The organism is Halorubrum sp. B53 (assembly GCF_059752395.1).
The window spans coordinates 58,833-75,171 of sequence record NZ_MWTH01000001.1; the positions used below are offsets into that span (position 1 = coordinate 58,833).

Here is a 16,339-nt window from a genome sequence, read left to right on the forward strand (position 1 = left end):
TGGGAACCATCGTGAAGGATCCCGATTCAGTCGAGTTTCACGAAAAGCCATCGGGAGAATTCATTCCATTAGCAGCAGGTGAAGTGCGTACACTGAGGGAAAGTTGATGAAAAGATGTTGACCGTCTTTTGAGACATTAATTAGGAAGCCTACGAACACAGTTGGGATAGAAATTTGGTCAAGAGCAGTATCGATCGCTGTTGTAAGTTCGTTGAGTGAGTCGAAGAACCGGTTGCTGAGAGCTGCTTGGGGCTGTCTCCAACATTCCTCGACAGGGTTCAACTCCGGCGAATATGACGGGAGCGTCACAAAGGCGAGGTCGTCACGGGCCGCGAGGTCCGTGACAGCCGATGTCTGAAAATACGGTGCGCTATCGAGCACGACGATCAGATCCTCTTCAAATTCGTCACATAGTGCTAAAATGAAATGTTTTGCGTGATCAGCGGTGACGTACTCGGGAAGCCGTGAGAAAAAGCGATCGCCGTCCTCGGTGATCGCGCCGAGCAAGCACGTCCACTTCCGTTGACCGGATAATTCGACAGAAGGCCGCGTGCCGCGCGGAAACCACGCGGCTCGACTTGGACGGATTTCTTGGTTTGATCGATACAGACTACTGTGGCGTCTATCTCTCGCCGCTTTTTTTGATCTCGTCGTGAAACGCTTCTTGATCGTCTTCGTCGGATTCAGTGGCTGAACGGCGTGGCTTTTGATAGCTCAATCCTGCCTCTTTCAACAACCGCCGACAACTCGGAAGTGAATACTCGACGCCGTACGTTTCTTCGAGAAATTCTTTGACAAGCACCGGCGTCCACGCCGGCGCGTCAAAACCGATCTCTTTGGGTGATGCGTGGACAGTGTGTCCAAATTCTTGCTTCTGTTTTTCTGATAATTTTCGCTTTCGACCAGATCGATGAGCATCAGTTACAGCCTGTTCAAGTGGCTCGTCAGTATCGAGTCGGTTGAGCCAGCTGTAGATCGTTCGTCGGCCGGTGTCGTGCCACTCGGCAAGTTCAGTCTGTGTGACGCCGTTTTTGTACGCGATCGCAGCTAACAACGTTGCGTCGGCTTGTTTCCGTCGACGTTGTCAAGCGCGTCTTAGAGTTCTTCGACGGAGATCTCGTCGAGATGATCCATTAGATACTGTACAGCACTCCGTGCGGATAGTTCTAATTTCTACTATAATTAAGCCATGGTCACCCCAGCGGTTGATATCGTGGAAGCATCGGCGTTGGAACAGTGATGCCGATTGCCATCAATCCATGTCCCAACAAAACGTATCCCAGCAGAATGAAGGCGATACCGAGGAGACGATGGAGTCGTCGGCGATGAATGGCATCGACGGACTCAATAAGCGTTCCATAAGCGAAAACGGCTGGTATCGTCCCAATACCAAGCGTCGCTAACGCGAGAAAACCGGATACAGCAGATCCCGTCGCGAATGCGAACAGGTACGCGGGATACAGTATCGGACAGGGGAGCAACCCATGAAGCGCACCGAGGCCAACGATTCCAGGAGTATTTACGTATCGGTCAACGCGAACAGCGATCCAATTGGTTACTCTCTGTACTCCAGGAATTCCGAGACCAGCAGCACCTCCGAGAAGATATTTCACACCGGATACGATGATGAATATCCCGATCAAAATACCGACGCCGCCCCGGACGGAATCGGCGATTGCGGTTATTTGGTCCGCTGAAATAAACACGAAACCACCAAGCGCGCCGAACACCCCACCGATGAGCGCGTAGCTGACCGTCCGCCCCAAATTAAATAGAGCGTGTTGACGAACCTCATATGTGGTAAGATGTCCACGTTGACCCGGGGTACCTGACCTCACCGTCCCGGCGTCTCCACGGGGAGCCATCCGCTCGGCATACATGGTCACCAGCGGCCCACACATACCGATACAGTGTGCCCCACCAAGCACACCAATAGTCAAAAAGAGAAGAAGATCAACACGGAGGACTGCGTCAAACATCGTAGGTCGATCAACCCTTTACTACGCTCTCTATTACTAATTCTGGTTCAATTGCCGAACATAGATTCCGTTGTAAAACCGTTGAAGACGGGTTCGAGAATCATACCAGAACGGGCTTGAGCGTGACTTCCCAACTGTCGAGTGATGACTGACGAGAGGGGAATCCCCCGAAGAGAATTTCTCAAGTCGGCCGTCGCTATCGGCGGAGTAGCAGGATTTAGTGCCTGTTTAGGCCGTGAAGAAGTCGATATCCCGACGGCCCCGGATGATCTCTCATCGTATCCACAGCATCAACACGCTTGGAATGAGGTCCTCTCACGAGACGACCACGGAAACGTCATCGCCCCGAGCCATCGGGTGCTTCTCTATCTGAATTACCGACGAGACGGACAACCGAACGAAGACCACCGCGATCGGGTTGAAACAGCTCTCCGTGGCATCGAACACGCCTACGAGCGAAGCGGAGACGGATTATTGTTCACGGTGAGTTATTCTCCGGCATACTTCGACCGGTTCGACGAATCACTTCCTGATGGCGTTGACCTCCCCGATCCGGAAGCACTTGCTCCGTTCGAGGAGCCCGAATTAGATACACCGGATGCGGTCGTCCATCTCGCGAGTAACACGGCGCAGGCGGTGATCGGTGCCGAAGAAGCTCTCAAAGGGAACAAACCGACCCTCAACGATGTCGATCAGCCTAAGGCTACATTGACCGATGTCTTCTCACTCGCCGACCGGCGGACGGGCTTTATCGGGAACGGGTTACCGGCGGAGAATGTAGGTGACGCTGAGGGTGTTCCAGCCGACAAAGTTCCGGAGGACGCACCTCTGTTTATGGGGTTCAAATCAGGGTTCACAAAGAACCAGGCCAGTGAAGATCGTGTGACGATCCAGTCGGGGCCGTTCGCCGGTGGCACGACTCAGCATATCTCCAAGCTCCGGCTCAACCTCAACCAGTGGTACAATCAGGACGACCGCTGGCAGCGCGAGGCGAAGATGTTCTGCCCATATCACGCCGAGAACGATGTCGTCAAGGGTGCCGGAGACAACCTCGGCGACAGCAACGGAGTCGGTGAGTGTGAGCCGACCGATAAAACCGCCCGCGAGATGGGTGTCGTCGGTCACGCGCAGAAGAACGCCCGTGTTCGCGACGATGACGGCTCGCCGCTGCTGCTTCGTCGTGACTTTGATTCGACTGACGGAGGACGAGCGGGCGTACATTTCCTCTCGCTCCAACGGCGGATCAGCGACTTCGTCGACACGAAAGAGGCGATGAACGGAACCGATATTTCCGAGAAGTCGGCCGTCGGGCAGCGAAACAACAACGGTATCCTCCAGTATATCCGGACGGAGCGTCGCGGCAATTACCTCGTGCCCCCGCGGGGTTTGCGCGCGCTTCCGCCTGTATACCCAACCGGCAGCAACGGGGAGGAGGTGACGTATGCGTCGTCGTGATGTGCTCCGGGTCGCCGGGAGCACTTCGATCGTCGGCCTCGCTGGGTGTGCCAGCGTGTTCGAGACACCTTCTGCTTCTGCCCCACCAATGGCCGGGAATCGGCCGGATACAGTCTACCATCCCACCCACTACGAGGGAATGAAAATGGCTGGAATGAAACAGCAGGATGGGTACAAGTGTGCGCTCACGTACTCGTATCCGCATCGCTTCTGGCTGATGAAGCCAAACGGGACCACGAAGGTTGACATCCAGTCGGCGGATTCCGTTCATATAATGCCGGTCGTCTGGGACGCACAGACAGGGATCATTCCGCCCGATATCAATCCGCAGCTCACGATCACACAGAATGGGGAATCGATTGATCAATTCGCGCCGTGGCCGATGCTCTCTCAGCCGATGGGCTTTCACTTCGGCGATAACGCCCAACTTCAGGGCGACGGCACACACACTGTCGAGGTCAGTATCGGCGGGCCGTCGACGCGGCGGACCGGATCGCTGGCCGAGAACCAGGGGAACGCCTCGTTCGAGTTCGAATTCGAGTTCAGCGAATCGACGCTCGATGAGATCTCGTACACAGACATCTCCGACGACAAGGAAGGCACGAGGGGTGCTGTCGACCTAATGGACATGGTGATGATACCAGACTCGCAGGTGCCGACGCCGGACGCGCTCCCTGGTGACGTGCGTGGCTCGGAGATGACCGGAGACGCGAGGTTCGTGGTTACGGTCCTCGAAGACGCGTCGCGTTTCGGTGGTGACGGGGAACAGAAGTACCTCGCTGTGTCTCCGCGCACGCCGTACAATCGGACGATGCTGCCGATGATGTCATTATCTGTAACATTACGGCGCGATGGTGCGTCAGTATTCGACGGAATTCTACAGTCAACCATCAATCCAGAGCTCCGCTATCACTACGGGACAACAGTTTCGGACGTACAGACGGGAGATGAGCTGACGATCACAGTCGATTCGCCCCCACAAACGGCTCGCCATGAGGGATACGAGACAGCCTTCGTTGATATGCCGGAGATACAGATGACATTGTGACTTTTTTGCTCTGTTGAATCCACAGAAGGCGTCGTTGTCGGTTCACGCTGTACTCGACTCAGGAGCGCTGTCGAGAGATCGGATTCCCGTATCGTCATCGGATTCGACCGAGCAGACCGAACTAAAACCCGAAAAGGAACGGATTAACGGATGAATTAATAATTCAATTTTATTTTTTGTTAGAGATTATTATATTAGGGGGGCTGAATGGCAGCTAATTTAATAAGTTTGTAGTCGTTAGCGGCGTGTAATGACCCAACCTGACGAAAGATCCCACGACGAAACTGGTGAACCACGGGGTCAGACCCACGAGGATGGTCATACGCACGACCACGATTATGGAGATCACGAACACGGTCATCACACCGGACAAGATGACGAAGATGTTGTTTCATCGGTAGATAGTGAGGACGTTGCGCAGTTATCGGTCCCGGAGATGGACTGTCCATCCTGTGCCGGAAAGGTCGAAAGCAGCGTCGGAAAGCTGGACGGCATCGACAGCGTCGATCCGCAGGTGACGACGGGGACGCTGACAGTCTCCTACGATCGCGAGCAAACGAGCGCCACCGCGATAACTGAACGCGTTGAGAAAGCGGGATACGCGGTGGAGAACGCTGGCGAACTGACCTCGAAATTCACCGTCCCGGAGATGGATTGCGCATCGTGCGCGGGCAAGATCGAAAACGCCCTCGACAGGGTCGACGGAGTGACAACGTACGAGACACAGCCGACGACCGGAACCGTCGTTGTCACGTACGATTCGTCGAGGGGCGGGGAAGCGGATGTCATCGACGCGATCGAAAGCGCTGGGTATAAGATCACAGACACAGCAGGCGACGGATCGGAACGTCAAAACGCGGCCGGAGATCGTGAGAGCATTTGGACAAGCTCTCGCGCGCTCAAAACGTGGGTCAGCGGTGGGTTCGTCGCGCTTGGACTCTTCTTCGAGTTCTTCCTCACCGGCCAGAACGCTCTCGTAGCCGAGGTCGTCGGTCGCGAGCTGCTCATCGCGGATCTCTTCTTCCTCGTGGCCGTCGGAACCGCCGGGCAGGTCATCTTCCGTAACGGCTACTACTCCGCGCTCAATCGGAACCTCGACATCGACCTGCTGATGAGCATTGCCATCAGCGGTGCCATCGTCGCGAGCCTCGTCTTCGGCGAATCGCTCTACTTCGAGGCCGCCACGCTCGCGTTCCTGTTCAGTATCGCCGAACTCCTCGAACAGTATTCGATGGATCGCGCGCGCAACTCCCTCAGAGAATTAATGGATCTGTCTCCGGACGAAGCGACGGTGAAACGGGACGGCGAGGAGGTGACGCTTCCCGTTGATGACGTGGCGGTCGGCGACACCGTCGTCGTGCGTCCGGGAGAAAAAATTCCGATGGATGGGAACGTGATCGACGGAGAGAGTGCCGTCAATCAGGCCCCCATTACCGGCGAGAGCGTGCCCGTCGACAAGACGCCGGGGGACGAGGTGTACGCGGGGACGATCAACGAGCAGGGGTATCTCGAGGTCGAGGTCACCTCCGAAGCGGGCGATAACACGCTCTCCCGCATCGTCCAGATGGTCGAGGACGCGCAATCGAACAAGACGGAACGCGAGCAGTTCGTCGAGCGGTTCTCCTCGTACTACACGCCGGTCGTCGTCGGCTTCGCGATCGTGGTAGCGGTTATTCCGCCGCTCCTGTTCAGCGCGTCGTGGCCGACGTTCATCGTCTACGGACTCACGCTGCTCGTGCTGGCGTGTCCGTGCGCGTTCGTCATTTCGACGCCCGTCTCGGTCGTCTCGGGGATCACGAGCGCCGCGAAGAACGGCGTTCTCATCAAGGGCGGCAACCACCTCGAAGCGATGGGCGCGGTCGAAGCGATCGCGATGGACAAGACAGGGACGATCACGAAGGGCGAACTCACGGTCACGGACATCGTCCCGCTCAACGGCAACAGCGAGGGAGACGTCCTCCGGTGTGCCAGCGGGCTGGAGTCGCGGTCGGAACATCCTATCGGCGACGCAATCGTCGAATTTGCCGAGGAGAGCGACGTCGATGCCCCTTCGGTCGACGATTTCGGGAGTATCACCGGCAAGGGGGTCGAGGCTGATCTCGACGGCGAGAAACATTACGCAGGCAAGCCTGGTCTCTTCGAGGAACTCGGATTCGACCTCGAGCACGTCCATGCGACGACCGACGGCGGTGTCGTGACAACGAGGAGCCGTCGGATATGCGAGCGCAACGACTGTCTCGACCTGCTTGAGGAGACGGTTCCCGAGCTACAGTCACAGGGAAAGACCGTCGTGCTCGTTGGTACCGAAGACGAACTCGAGGGCGTCATCGCCGTGGCTGACGAGATCCGGCCCGGAGCGAAGCAGGCGATCCAGCGACTCAACGACCTCGGTGTCGAACACATCGTCATGCTCACGGGGGACAACGAACGGACCGCCCGTGCGATTGCGACCGAGGTCGGCGTCGACGAGTTCCGGGCGGAACTCCTGCCTGATGAGAAGGTCGAGGCGATCACGGAACTCGACGAGAAGTACGACGGAGTCGCGATGATCGGCGACGGCGTCAACGACGCGCCGGCACTCGCAACGGCGACTGTGGGCGTCGCGATGGGCGCGGCCGGAACGGATACCGCGCTCGAAACAGCGGATATCGCGCTCATGAGCGACGACCTATCGAAGCTGCCGTACCTCTACGACCTCTCTCACGACGCGAACAGCGTGATTCGGCAGAACATCTGGACGAGTCTCGGTGCCAAGGGCCTGCTCGCACTGGGCGTCCCGTTCGGCTTGGTTCCGATTTGGGCGGCCGTCCTCATCGGTGACGCCGGGATGACGCTCGGGGTCACTGGCAATGCGATGCGTCTCTCTCGAATCACGCCGACAGCAGACGACGAAACCACCGCTTCGGATGGGTAGTTTGAAACCCCAGATCCTTCGCGTGTCCGGCACAGGGCTCGGTGTCGACAGGTGGAGATCGGTCGAGGAGATCCGTCCGCGAAAGTACAGTGGCTTCCGAGTCGAAACAGCAGCGCAAACGTAGAGTGATGACCGTACACGAGCATACACACGGAGAGTCGTCAGAGCGCGACCCTCCGTCTGACACGAGTAATAGTACCCGCCGACTGGCACTCGTCGCCGTCGTCAACTTTGTGGGGTTTGTCGTAGAGCTTGCTGGCGGACTGTTGTTCGGTTCGGTGGCGCTCATCAGCGACGCGATTCACATGTTGTTCGATATGCTCGCGTACGCGGTGGCGTACGGCGCAAGCTACACCGCCGAGCGGTTCGAGGGCGGCGAGGCGTGGTCGTACGGTCTCCACCGACTGGAGCCGGTTGCGGCCTTCCTGAACGGCGTCTTGCTCCTTCCGATGGTCGGATACATCGTCTGGGAGTCCTACCAGCGGTTCCTCGAGCCGGTGGCGATCGACCCGGAGTTAACGCTGATCATCGCCACAGGCGGCTTGCTGGTGAACATCGGCTCGGTGTACGTGTTACAGGGCGGAGAGATGAGCCTCAACGAGCGCGGGGCGTTCTATCACCTGCTCGGTGACGCCGGTGGTTCCATCGCTGTGATCGTGTCCACGGTCGCTGTCGCCGTCTTCGATCTCCCTATCGCGGATCCTGTGGCTGCCGTACTCATCGGACTGCTAGTGCTCGCGTCGGCCGAGAACGTCCTTCGAGAAAGCACAGCCATCCTGCTGGAGCGGAGCCCCGTGTCGCCAGCGGACCTCCGAGATGAATTGACGACACTCGACGGCGTCGACGGGGTCGAGGACCTCCACGTCTGGCAGGTCTGTAGTCAACTCACCGTCGCGACCGTCCGCCTCACCGATACGGCGACCACGATCGAGGAGCAACAGACGGTCCGGTCGCGGGTCCACGACCATCTCACGGACCAGGGCATCGACCACGCAACCGTCGAGTTCGGCGAGCGGAACGACCAGATCGATACCACGAATCACACCCACTAATGATGGCTACGACCGCATTCAGTCGAATGTTCGAGATACCAGACGAAACTGGCGAGAACCATGTAGTGATTCGCGTCGGTCGAGAGACGCGAAAGAAGACCGGGAGCTATACTCGTTCCTCGTTGAGAGGACCGACCAGCACGGGCGTACCCACCAGGTCAGTCGTAACAAATCACAACTATGAGACGTATGGGGACGGACCGCATCGAAATCGACCAACCAAAGCCGACTTGTGGGATAGAACCCTACGATAACATCTGAATAATGTCATCGATATCTCGTTTCCGATCCGTCGCCTCGGCGATCAGTCTCACGTATGGATCGTACGTCGCGGGGACAGTCATAGTTCTGGCCGTCGTGACAGTCGTCAGGCTGTTCGGAGTCGACCTCGCGTCACGTCCAGCACTCAGGCTGGTTGTGAGTACACTCTTCCTTCAAGGGGTGACGTTCGGGGGCATCACCGTCCTCTATCTCAAAGGCCGTGACCTCGGGTTCGGATTCGTGCCAGTCCGTCTGCCTGACAAACGTGACGGGGCGGTTATCGTCGGGGGGAGTATCGTAATCCTGGGGTTGCTCTTTGCTGCGTCCTCCGTGATCGCGGCCCTCGGTCTGAGCACAGCCCAAAACCAAATCGTCGAGGTCGGGCAACAGAACCCCAGCGTATTCCTCCTACTTATTCCGCTCCAATTCCTGTTGGTCGGCCCAGGGGAAGAACTACTCTTCCGAGGACTCGTACAAGGGACTCTCCGTGAAACTCTCCATCCGGCCCGTGCAATCGTCCTCGCAAGCGCCCTCTTCGCGTCGATCCATCTCTTTTCGTTGTCAGGAGAAGGCAAACTGGTGTACATCGGTATCGCGTTCCTTCTGGCCCTCGTACTCGGAGCAGCGTACGAGTACACGGACAACCTCGCGGTTCCAGCCGTGATACACGGTGCGTACAATGCGATACAGTTCGCAAGCGCATATCTGACCGCCACGGGCGGAATGTAACTGTTCCCCAGACCGTTTACTCCGAATGCCGATTTTCGTGGCGGAAAATACCGGTCTGCTTGTAAGACCTGTTCGGCTAATACCGAACATGTTTGCTCGCTTTTTCAGGTACAGGGATTTCGCGGTCCTCTTTTAGCCGTACAACAGAGTGTTCCAACTGTACTATGACTCGATCCTTCGGTGCTCCTGGAACCGGACTGTCTCGACGAGAATTCCTCACCGCGACCGGCGCGACAGGCCTTTCGGCGTTGGCAGGTTGTTCATCGAAAACGATTAACGCGCCGACGGCGGCCACGAACTCCCCGAACGAGGCACAGACATCGTCGTCAGATCTCCCCTACACCAGCCCTCCGACAGTCGTCAACGTCGACGAGCAGGGCGGGTCGGTGACGATGGGGACGCAGCCGGCGCGACACGCCGTTCACCCGCTCGATTCGATGGGCGGCCCGGTCGAGTTCCCGCGCGTCTGGGCCTGGCAGGCCGACGACCACGACCCGAGCGTCCCGGGTCCGATCCTCCGGACGACCGAGGGGAACGACATGGAAGTGACGCTCGACAACACGAACGGACGCCGGCCGCACACGATCCACTTCCACGGCGTCACCAAGACGTGGAAGAACGACGGCGTCCCGACATCGACCGGAGTACAGGTCCCGGCGGGCGAGAAGCACACCTACGAGATTCCGGCGAACGTTCCGGGGACGCACCTGTACCACTGTCACTTCCAGACACACCGGCATATCGACATGGGGATGTACGGAATCTTCCGAGTCGATCCCGAGGGCTACGAGCCGGCGGACCGGGAGTACTTCATGACGATCAAAGACTGGGACTCGCGGATCCCGAAGACATGGGCCGGCGAGGGGAACTTCACGTACGATACGACCTCGCGGACGCCGGACGTCTTCACCGTCAACGGGAAGAGCGCGCCCCGGACGCTCCATCCCGAACAGGGGTCGCCGATCATCGTCGATCAGGGCGACCAGGTGCGCATTCACCTCGTCAACGGCGGATACATGTCCCACCCGATGCACATCCACAACCACCGATTCCAGCGCGTCGAAAAGGACGGTGGAGTCGTCCCGGAGGCGGCCCGACACGACATGGACGTCACGAACATCGCCCCCGCGGAACGGCACACGATCGAGTTCACGGCCGACGCGGACCCCGGGATCTACCTCATGCACTGCCACAAGGTCAACCACGTGATGAACGGGTCGTTCTACCCCGGCGGCATGCTTACGGGGGTAGTGTACCGCTCCGTCATGGACTCGGACATCTTCAGTCAGCTCATGGAGTACGCCGGCTACGAACCGAACTGACGTGATCTGATACGCATTTTTGAACCGTCCCGAAGGACTCTACAGGACGGTTCCACGCGTATGTAGACCCTCGGGCCGGTCACGAGGTGCATCTCGAGGGGAAACGAGAGAGACAGATAATTGTGTGTGAGTCACTAACCCCTCGCAATGACTCAGAAAGGCCGAAGCGAGAACGCTGATGCCGACAGACCGAAACCTCAACAGAGGTCGATCCGCCTACTCGTCTTGGTTGCTGTCGGGATCAGTCTCCTTTCTCTGGTCCCGACAGTTTCGGCCCACGGTAGTGCTGAGTCGTCGGGACTCTCACAGTCGCACGGGTTGGCGATCGCTGGTATCGGTGCCCTCGTAGTCAGTGCGCTCGTCCTCCTCAAGCGAAGGGAGCGGATCTCGCCGAGAACCGCTCTGTACGGGATTGCGGTCGGTATCGGTATTGCTATCACCGGCGCGATCCTCTTCGAGGGTCTGGCTCCGGATCCGACGTATCAGGCGGGCTCGATGCCGTTCCCGCGGTCGTGGTATCAGCCGCTCGCGATCGGAACCGGCCTGTTGGTCGTGGTCGCGAGTTTCATTACCGGACTCGTTCGATGGACGACACGTCCCCGGTACATGGCTCTCGGCATGCTGCTTGGTGGCTGGATACTGTACCCGTATCTGCTGCCCGGATTCAGCGGCTACACCAACCCGATCGGGTACGGAATTGTCCTCGCGACACCGCTGCTCGTCGGCTACATCCTCTGGAAAGACGTTGGCACGGCACTGTCGACGATCCTTCGGGATCCGGTGGCGCGTCGGTTCGGATTCAGCGTCGGAGCTATGGTAAGCCTCTTTTTTATGGCGACATCGGGATACCTATCTTTCTTTAGTGAGGAGGGCGCTCCGCAAGAGACGACCGTGGCGGTCCTGAACGTACTGTATCAGATCGTGCGGTGGCCCACCCTCGAGGTCCTGCTCCCCGACGTTCCGTTTTTCATCGCGATCTCTCCCGGTGTGGTAATCGTGCTCGGACTCCTCGGCGCCCTCGTGGGGTTGAACGCGGCCGCCGTCGCTCACTCGTGGCGTCTCGATCAGCAGGCGGGAGCGACACAGAGTACGGCCGGGACGGCGACGGTCGTCGGTGCGTGTACGTGCGGGTGTTGTGGCCCCCTCGTCTCCCAAGTCGCTGTCATCGCGGCCGGCCCGACGATCGCGGCGCCGATATACTGGATCTTCGTCGATTCGGCGTCGCCACTCAGTTCGATATTCCTGTTAGGGAGCATCGCACTGTTCACCGGCACGCTCGTGTATTCGATCGACTCCCCGACACCCGTCCGGCAAGATGCGTCTGAGATCAGTGCGGGGGTCACAGAATAGAGGTACCGGCCATGTCGATTCTCGGTTGCTGATCGCTCATGGAGCCTTATTGAACACGAAATACGGACCACTGGACGTAGTAACCCGAATGAGGACGCTTCAGACGGAGTGACACTGTGATTTTGGGGGCGGTGCCGGACAGGGGCGCTACGGACTAGCGCGGAATTCGCCGTGTTTCATCCCGAGGAAGTACGCGACCACCGAGAACGCGATCATCGAGGGGAGAACCATCATGAAGACGGTCGAAGGTGCCATCACGGCGGTTAGCCCGACCGTTGCGACGGCGACGATCACGGCGAGCGGAACCACCGAGCGCACGAAGTCGAACTCCATGGTTGTAGTAGTGTCTAGACAAGGATAGTCCTTTAGAAACAGAAGCGATTCGGATCTTTGGTGACGGCCGTACCGATCGGATCAACGATGCTCGAATGATAGATAGCCACTCTTCTATGTCAGTAGTACAACTCGGCTCCGAGTTCTGTCGGCGGCCGAGCCTCGCTACCCGAGGAGTTTTCGTCGAGTGTTTACCGCGATCAACCCACCGCCAGCGATGACCGCGGCCGCTGCCGTCAGCGGATTGAAGAACCCGACGGCCAACGCCGCGAGGGCGATACCGTTGTAGGAGAACGCGAGGAGGTTGTTCTGTTTCACACGACGGCGAGCCGCTCCCGCGAGGTCGAACGCGGTTTCGACGGAGCGGATGTCGTTATCGACAATCGCAATGTCGGCGGCGTCGGCGGCCAACGCCGTCCCCCCGCCCAGCGAGATGCCAAGATCGGCGGCGGCGAGCGCCGGGGCGTCGTTCGTGCCGTCACCGACCATCGCGACCTGCCCGTCGGATTTGAGTCGCCGGATCGTCGCCGTCTTCCCCTCCGGCGGAACCGTCGCAAAGACGTGCGTCACGGCGTCGTGTCGCTTGAAGAAGTCCGTCGCTTCCTCGTCGTCGCCGGTCAGGACGACGACCTCCGTGCCTCGTTCTCCGAGCCGAGAGACGGTGTCATCCCAGCCGTCCCGCGGCTCGTCGCCGACAACTATCAGCCCCTCTGCTGCCCCGTCACGACCGATCACGACCGGCAGCTGACCGAATCCCTGAGCGTCGGTGACCCGCGACCGGATATCGTCGTCGACGGTCCACCCCTGTTCCGCGAACAGCTCAAGGTTCCCGACGAGATACGACGTGTCGCCGATCACGCCTTCGATACCGGACCGGTGGTTCGTGAACTCCCGTATCCGATTGTCGCCTTCCGTTCCGACCGCATCGTCTGCCGAGTCCGACTGATCCTCCGTGTCGTCGCCTCCATCTCTGCCGGCGAACGCCGTCACAATCGCGTTCGCGGCGGGGTGTGACGCTCGTTGTTCGAGCGCGGCAACAGCGTCGAGCAACTCGGGGGGCGCGTCCGCTTCGATCACCTCCATCTCTCCGGTCGTGAGCGTCCCCGTCTTATCGAAAACGACGATGTCGACGTCGCGGAGCCGTTCGAAGACCGTTTCGTCGAAGATGATGATCCCGCGGCGGAGCGCACTGGAGAGGCTCTTCGCGACCGACAACGGCGTCGCGAGTCCGAGCGCCCACGGCGAGCCGGCGAGGAGGACCAACAGCGCGAGGAGGGCAGCGTCCGGTGGGGCCATCCCGAATGCGAGCGCCCCGACGCTGCCGACCGTGACGGCGGCTCCGACGACGAGGAACACGGCGTACGACGCGAGTTGATCGGCGTGCCGCTGGACCCCGTGCGTCGCGCTCTGTAAGTCCCAGACGGCGGTCGTTATCCGGTCGATGCTACTCGTCACGTCCGGGCCGACACGGACCAACGCGGCGCCGTCCGTGACGATCGACCCCCCGATCACGTCGTCGCCGGCGCGTTTCACCACCGGAAGCGACTCACCGGTCACGATCGCTTCGTCGACGGTACAGCTGTCTTCAACGAGTTCGCCGTCGACCGGCACACGTTCCCCCTGTCGAACAAGGACGACATCACCCGCCTCGAGGTCCTCGACGCGAACGTCCTGAGTGGTTCCGTCTGCGTCGTACGTCCGCGCCTGCTCGACCTGCGATATCGTGAGCTCGGTGAGCCGGTTGAGTGCGCGCTGTTTGATCGACGACTCGTAGAACACCATCGCGGTGACCGCAGCCGTCACGACGATCGCGAGGTCGTAGAAGATATCGTTCTGCCCGAGGATGACGGCGGCCGTACTGTACAGATACGCGCTTACCGCGGTGATCGCGACCAATAGGTCGGTGTTCGGCCGACGCATTTTCAGACTGATGTACGCACCCCGCAACACCGGAAGCCCGGTGAAGACGAGGATGATCCCGGTCATCACGAAGTAGAGTCGGAGGAACACGAACGCGCCCTGACTGTCCAGCCGGAACGCGCCCTCGAATATCGCGAGCGCTTGCCAGTCGAATATTGACGCGAGCTGCGCGGGATACAGAATCGCGACGTACGGGACCAACAGAAACGCACCAAAGAGGAAGCCAACGGAGTACCGCATCCCCAAGAGTTGGTCGTCTCGCCGCTTTCGAATGCCACCCATCTCCCGCGACCGGCGCGTCGTTCCGCCGGCTGTATCCGCCTCTGTCGAGGCGTCGTCACGGAGGTATGCTGTGTACCCGAGCGTACTCAACGCGTCACGCAGTGTATCCTTCGATACGGTTTCTAGGTCGTGGTCGATGCGGATCGTCTCTGTAACGTAGCTCGCTTCAGCGGCGGTCACTCCCGCCTGGCTCTCAGCGACCGATTCGAGATATGCCTCACATGTCGCAGAGTACATCCCATCGATCCGTAGAAACGTCCGAGAACCGTCTCGTTCGGGCGGATCTGCGTCTCCTGTCTGTGTACTTTCGCCCCCAGGTGGGGATTGGGTGTCGTCGAGGGAACCGACAGCTCCGAGTGTCGTGTACACATCGTAGCAGCCACTCGAACAGAACCCGCGGTCACCGGGAGCCTCGAATGTGGAAGGTTGAATCGGTCGGCCGCACAGGGAACACTTTTCAGTCATACTGTGATGGGAATGATACGTTCTATTATTTTGACAGCACTCCATCTCAATTGGGTATTACTATACATATTTCTATGAAACGAGTATCATAATAAGGAGCCAATCAATTGTGTAGCATTACGAAGGTTATGTTTATGTGGCTGTCGCTATCTATTGTATAGAATTTCTCTTTGAGATCAATGTAGAGTCAATCAGGTTCTCAGTACAGTCGCAGTTAAAAATGAAGGCCCAACGCAACATCGTTTCAATTAGACAGGCCAGCATCTCTTCGAGGAAAAACGAGCCGCTGAATAGCTCCTTAGCGGTCATTGAGAACGCAGCGAAGTGTGTTCCGAATTCGAACTCAAAGACTAATTTGGTCGCTGTTCCAACGCCAAAGCTGACCGCAAAGATGTGGGTCCAGAATTAACGTAACTGTTCGTTCACTGGCTGTTCAATACGAATGTCTTTCCACGTGAAACAAATGAGAAACGGTAGGTATCATACTTATCCTGAGAAATAATTTTATGACTTCGACAGGTCAAACGAGGGCGGCGTCCTATGTATTGGGAATCCACCTTTGCCACTTATATTGGGGTGTTTAATCGCTAAGTATGGAGCGGAGACAGATTCTCAAGACCGCTGGGATTCTCGCTACAGGTAGTGTAACTAGTCTTGCCGGATGCAGTGGTTCAGGGAACGGAAACGGTGAGAGTGAGGCGACGACGACAGAGGATACAAATGGAGATTCAGGAGGAGAAACGAATGCTGGATCGGGTGGCTCAAACACGGTAATGATGGTCACCGAAGGGAGCGAGTATTATTTCGATCCCATCGGGTTGTTCATCGAACCCGGGGAAACCGTGACATTCAAAAACCAGAGTGGGAGTCACTCGGCAACTGTCTACAAACAAGGAACGAGTTCAGCAGAGGTGACACGGATTCCCGAGGGAGCAGAAGCGTTCAATAGCGAAATCCTGAGTGAACAGGGGGCAACGTTTGAGCATACGTTCGAGACCACGGGCACGTACGATTATTTTTGTATCCCGCACAAATCCTTGGGAATGGTTGGGCGGATTGTCGTTGGCGAACCCGGCGGTCCCGCGGAGGGGGGTATGCCGCCGGACGGAAATGTTCCCGAAAGCCAGACCATCGTCGATCAAGACAGCGTTTCGTACAATTCATTTCTGAGTAAATAATTGGTCTTAAGTATAGTTGGTGTATTTATACGAGCCGTCACACCAGACAAC

At 58.3% G+C, this 16,339-nt stretch carries 11 protein-coding genes and 2 pseudogenes; 8 read left to right on the top strand and 5 right to left on the bottom strand.

Features of this window, described 5'->3' with window-relative positions; genetic code table 11:
* Positions 1–144: 144 nt before the first annotated feature.
* Positions 145–1,134 (bottom strand): annotated as a pseudogene (locus tag B4V06_RS00315) (IS630 family transposase); the annotation flags it as partial.
* 59 nt (positions 1,135–1,193) lie between these two features.
* Positions 1,194–1,979, bottom strand: a complete 786-nt coding sequence (locus tag B4V06_RS00320; RefSeq protein WP_123115102.1) for a sulfite exporter TauE/SafE family protein — start codon at positions 1,977–1,979, stop codon at positions 1,194–1,196.
* Positions 1,980–2,123: 144 nt separating this feature from the next.
* Here B4V06_RS00320 and B4V06_RS00325 point away from each other — a divergent pair, with 144 nt between their 5' ends.
* The 7 genes from B4V06_RS00325 to B4V06_RS00355 all read left to right on the top strand — a co-directional run bounded on the left by B4V06_RS00325 (position 2,124) and on the right by B4V06_RS00355 (position 12,110).
* Entirely contained in the window at positions 2,124–3,434 is a 1,311-nt protein-coding gene (locus tag B4V06_RS00325; protein WP_123115103.1) for a DUF7405 family protein, read from the top strand.
* Positions 3,421–4,482, top strand: coding sequence for a DUF7350 domain-containing protein (locus tag B4V06_RS00330; protein WP_123115104.1), 1,062 nt, complete (start codon positions 3,421–3,423; stop codon positions 4,480–4,482). The genes B4V06_RS00325 and B4V06_RS00330 overlap by 14 nt, the downstream gene beginning before the upstream one ends.
* A 250-nt stretch (positions 4,483–4,732) precedes the next feature.
* A complete protein-coding gene (locus B4V06_RS00335; RefSeq protein ID WP_498166512.1) occupies positions 4,733–7,396 on the top strand; it encodes a heavy metal translocating P-type ATPase in 2,664 nt (887 codons plus the stop codon).
* A 128-nt stretch (positions 7,397–7,524) separates the two neighbouring features.
* On the top strand, positions 7,525–8,448 hold the full coding sequence (locus B4V06_RS00340; RefSeq protein ID WP_123115106.1) for a cation diffusion facilitator family transporter: 924 nt from the start codon (positions 7,525–7,527) through the stop codon (positions 8,446–8,448).
* A 264-nt stretch (positions 8,449–8,712) separates the two neighbouring features.
* Positions 8,713–9,438 (top strand): CPBP family intramembrane glutamic endopeptidase, encoded by a 726-nt coding sequence (locus B4V06_RS00345; protein ID WP_080505347.1) that lies wholly within the window; start codon positions 8,713–8,715, stop codon positions 9,436–9,438.
* A 164-nt stretch (positions 9,439–9,602) separates the two neighbouring features.
* Positions 9,603–10,760: a multicopper oxidase domain-containing protein gene (locus tag B4V06_RS00350; protein WP_123115107.1), complete on the top strand. Its 1,158-nt coding sequence runs from the start codon at positions 9,603–9,605 to the stop codon at positions 10,758–10,760.
* A 225-nt stretch (positions 10,761–10,985) separates the two neighbouring features.
* The gene (locus tag B4V06_RS00355; RefSeq protein WP_498166516.1) at positions 10,986–12,110 is read left to right on the top strand and encodes a hypothetical protein; all 1,125 of its coding nucleotides are present in this window, start codon (positions 10,986–10,988) and stop codon (positions 12,108–12,110) included.
* 147 nt (positions 12,111–12,257) lie between these two features.
* Here the strand turns inward: B4V06_RS00355 and B4V06_RS00360 are convergent, their stop codons facing one another.
* The 3 genes and pseudogenes from B4V06_RS00360 to B4V06_RS00370 all read right to left on the bottom strand — a co-directional run.
* Positions 12,258–12,443, bottom strand: coding sequence for a DUF7333 family protein (locus tag B4V06_RS00360; protein ID WP_123115109.1), 186 nt, complete (start codon positions 12,441–12,443; stop codon positions 12,258–12,260).
* Between the two features lie 165 nt (positions 12,444–12,608).
* On the bottom strand, positions 12,609–15,110 hold the full coding sequence (locus B4V06_RS00365) for a heavy metal translocating P-type ATPase (RefSeq protein WP_176329437.1): 2,502 nt from the start codon (positions 15,108–15,110) through the stop codon (positions 12,609–12,611).
* Positions 15,111–15,364: 254 nt separating this feature from the next.
* Positions 15,365–15,584, bottom strand: a pseudogene (locus B4V06_RS00370) (cytochrome ubiquinol oxidase subunit I); the annotation flags it as partial.
* 119 nt (positions 15,585–15,703) lie between these two features.
* Between B4V06_RS00370 and B4V06_RS00375 the strand changes: the two are divergent.
* Positions 15,704–16,288, top strand: a complete 585-nt coding sequence (locus B4V06_RS00375) for a plastocyanin/azurin family copper-binding protein (RefSeq protein ID WP_123115110.1) — start codon at positions 15,704–15,706, stop codon at positions 16,286–16,288.
* The last annotated feature ends 51 nt before the right edge of the window (positions 16,289–16,339 follow it).

Bases quoted from the DNA above. Each gene is read 5' to 3' on its own strand.
- B4V06_RS00320 (WP_123115102.1), bottom strand. From the start codon at position 1,979: ATGTTTGACGCAGTCCTCCGTGTTGATCTTCTTCTCTTTTTGACTATT.
- B4V06_RS00325 (WP_123115103.1), top strand. From the start codon at position 2,124: ATGACTGACGAGAGGGGAATCCCCCGAAGAGAATTTCTCAAGTCGGCC.
- B4V06_RS00330 (WP_123115104.1), top strand. From the start codon at position 3,421: ATGCGTCGTCGTGATGTGCTCCGGGTCGCCGGGAGCACTTCGATCGTC.
- B4V06_RS00335 (WP_498166512.1), top strand. From the start codon at position 4,733: ATGACCCAACCTGACGAAAGATCCCACGACGAAACTGGTGAACCACGG.
- B4V06_RS00340 (WP_123115106.1), top strand. From the start codon at position 7,525: ATGACCGTACACGAGCATACACACGGAGAGTCGTCAGAGCGCGACCCT.
- B4V06_RS00345 (WP_080505347.1), top strand. From the start codon at position 8,713: ATGTCATCGATATCTCGTTTCCGATCCGTCGCCTCGGCGATCAGTCTC.
- B4V06_RS00350 (WP_123115107.1), top strand. From the start codon at position 9,603: ATGACTCGATCCTTCGGTGCTCCTGGAACCGGACTGTCTCGACGAGAA.
- B4V06_RS00360 (WP_123115109.1), bottom strand. From the start codon at position 12,443: ATGGAGTTCGACTTCGTGCGCTCGGTGGTTCCGCTCGCCGTGATCGTC.
- B4V06_RS00365 (WP_176329437.1), bottom strand. From the start codon at position 15,110: ATGACTGAAAAGTGTTCCCTGTGCGGCCGACCGATTCAACCTTCCACA.
- B4V06_RS00375 (WP_123115110.1), top strand. From the start codon at position 15,704: ATGGAGCGGAGACAGATTCTCAAGACCGCTGGGATTCTCGCTACAGGT.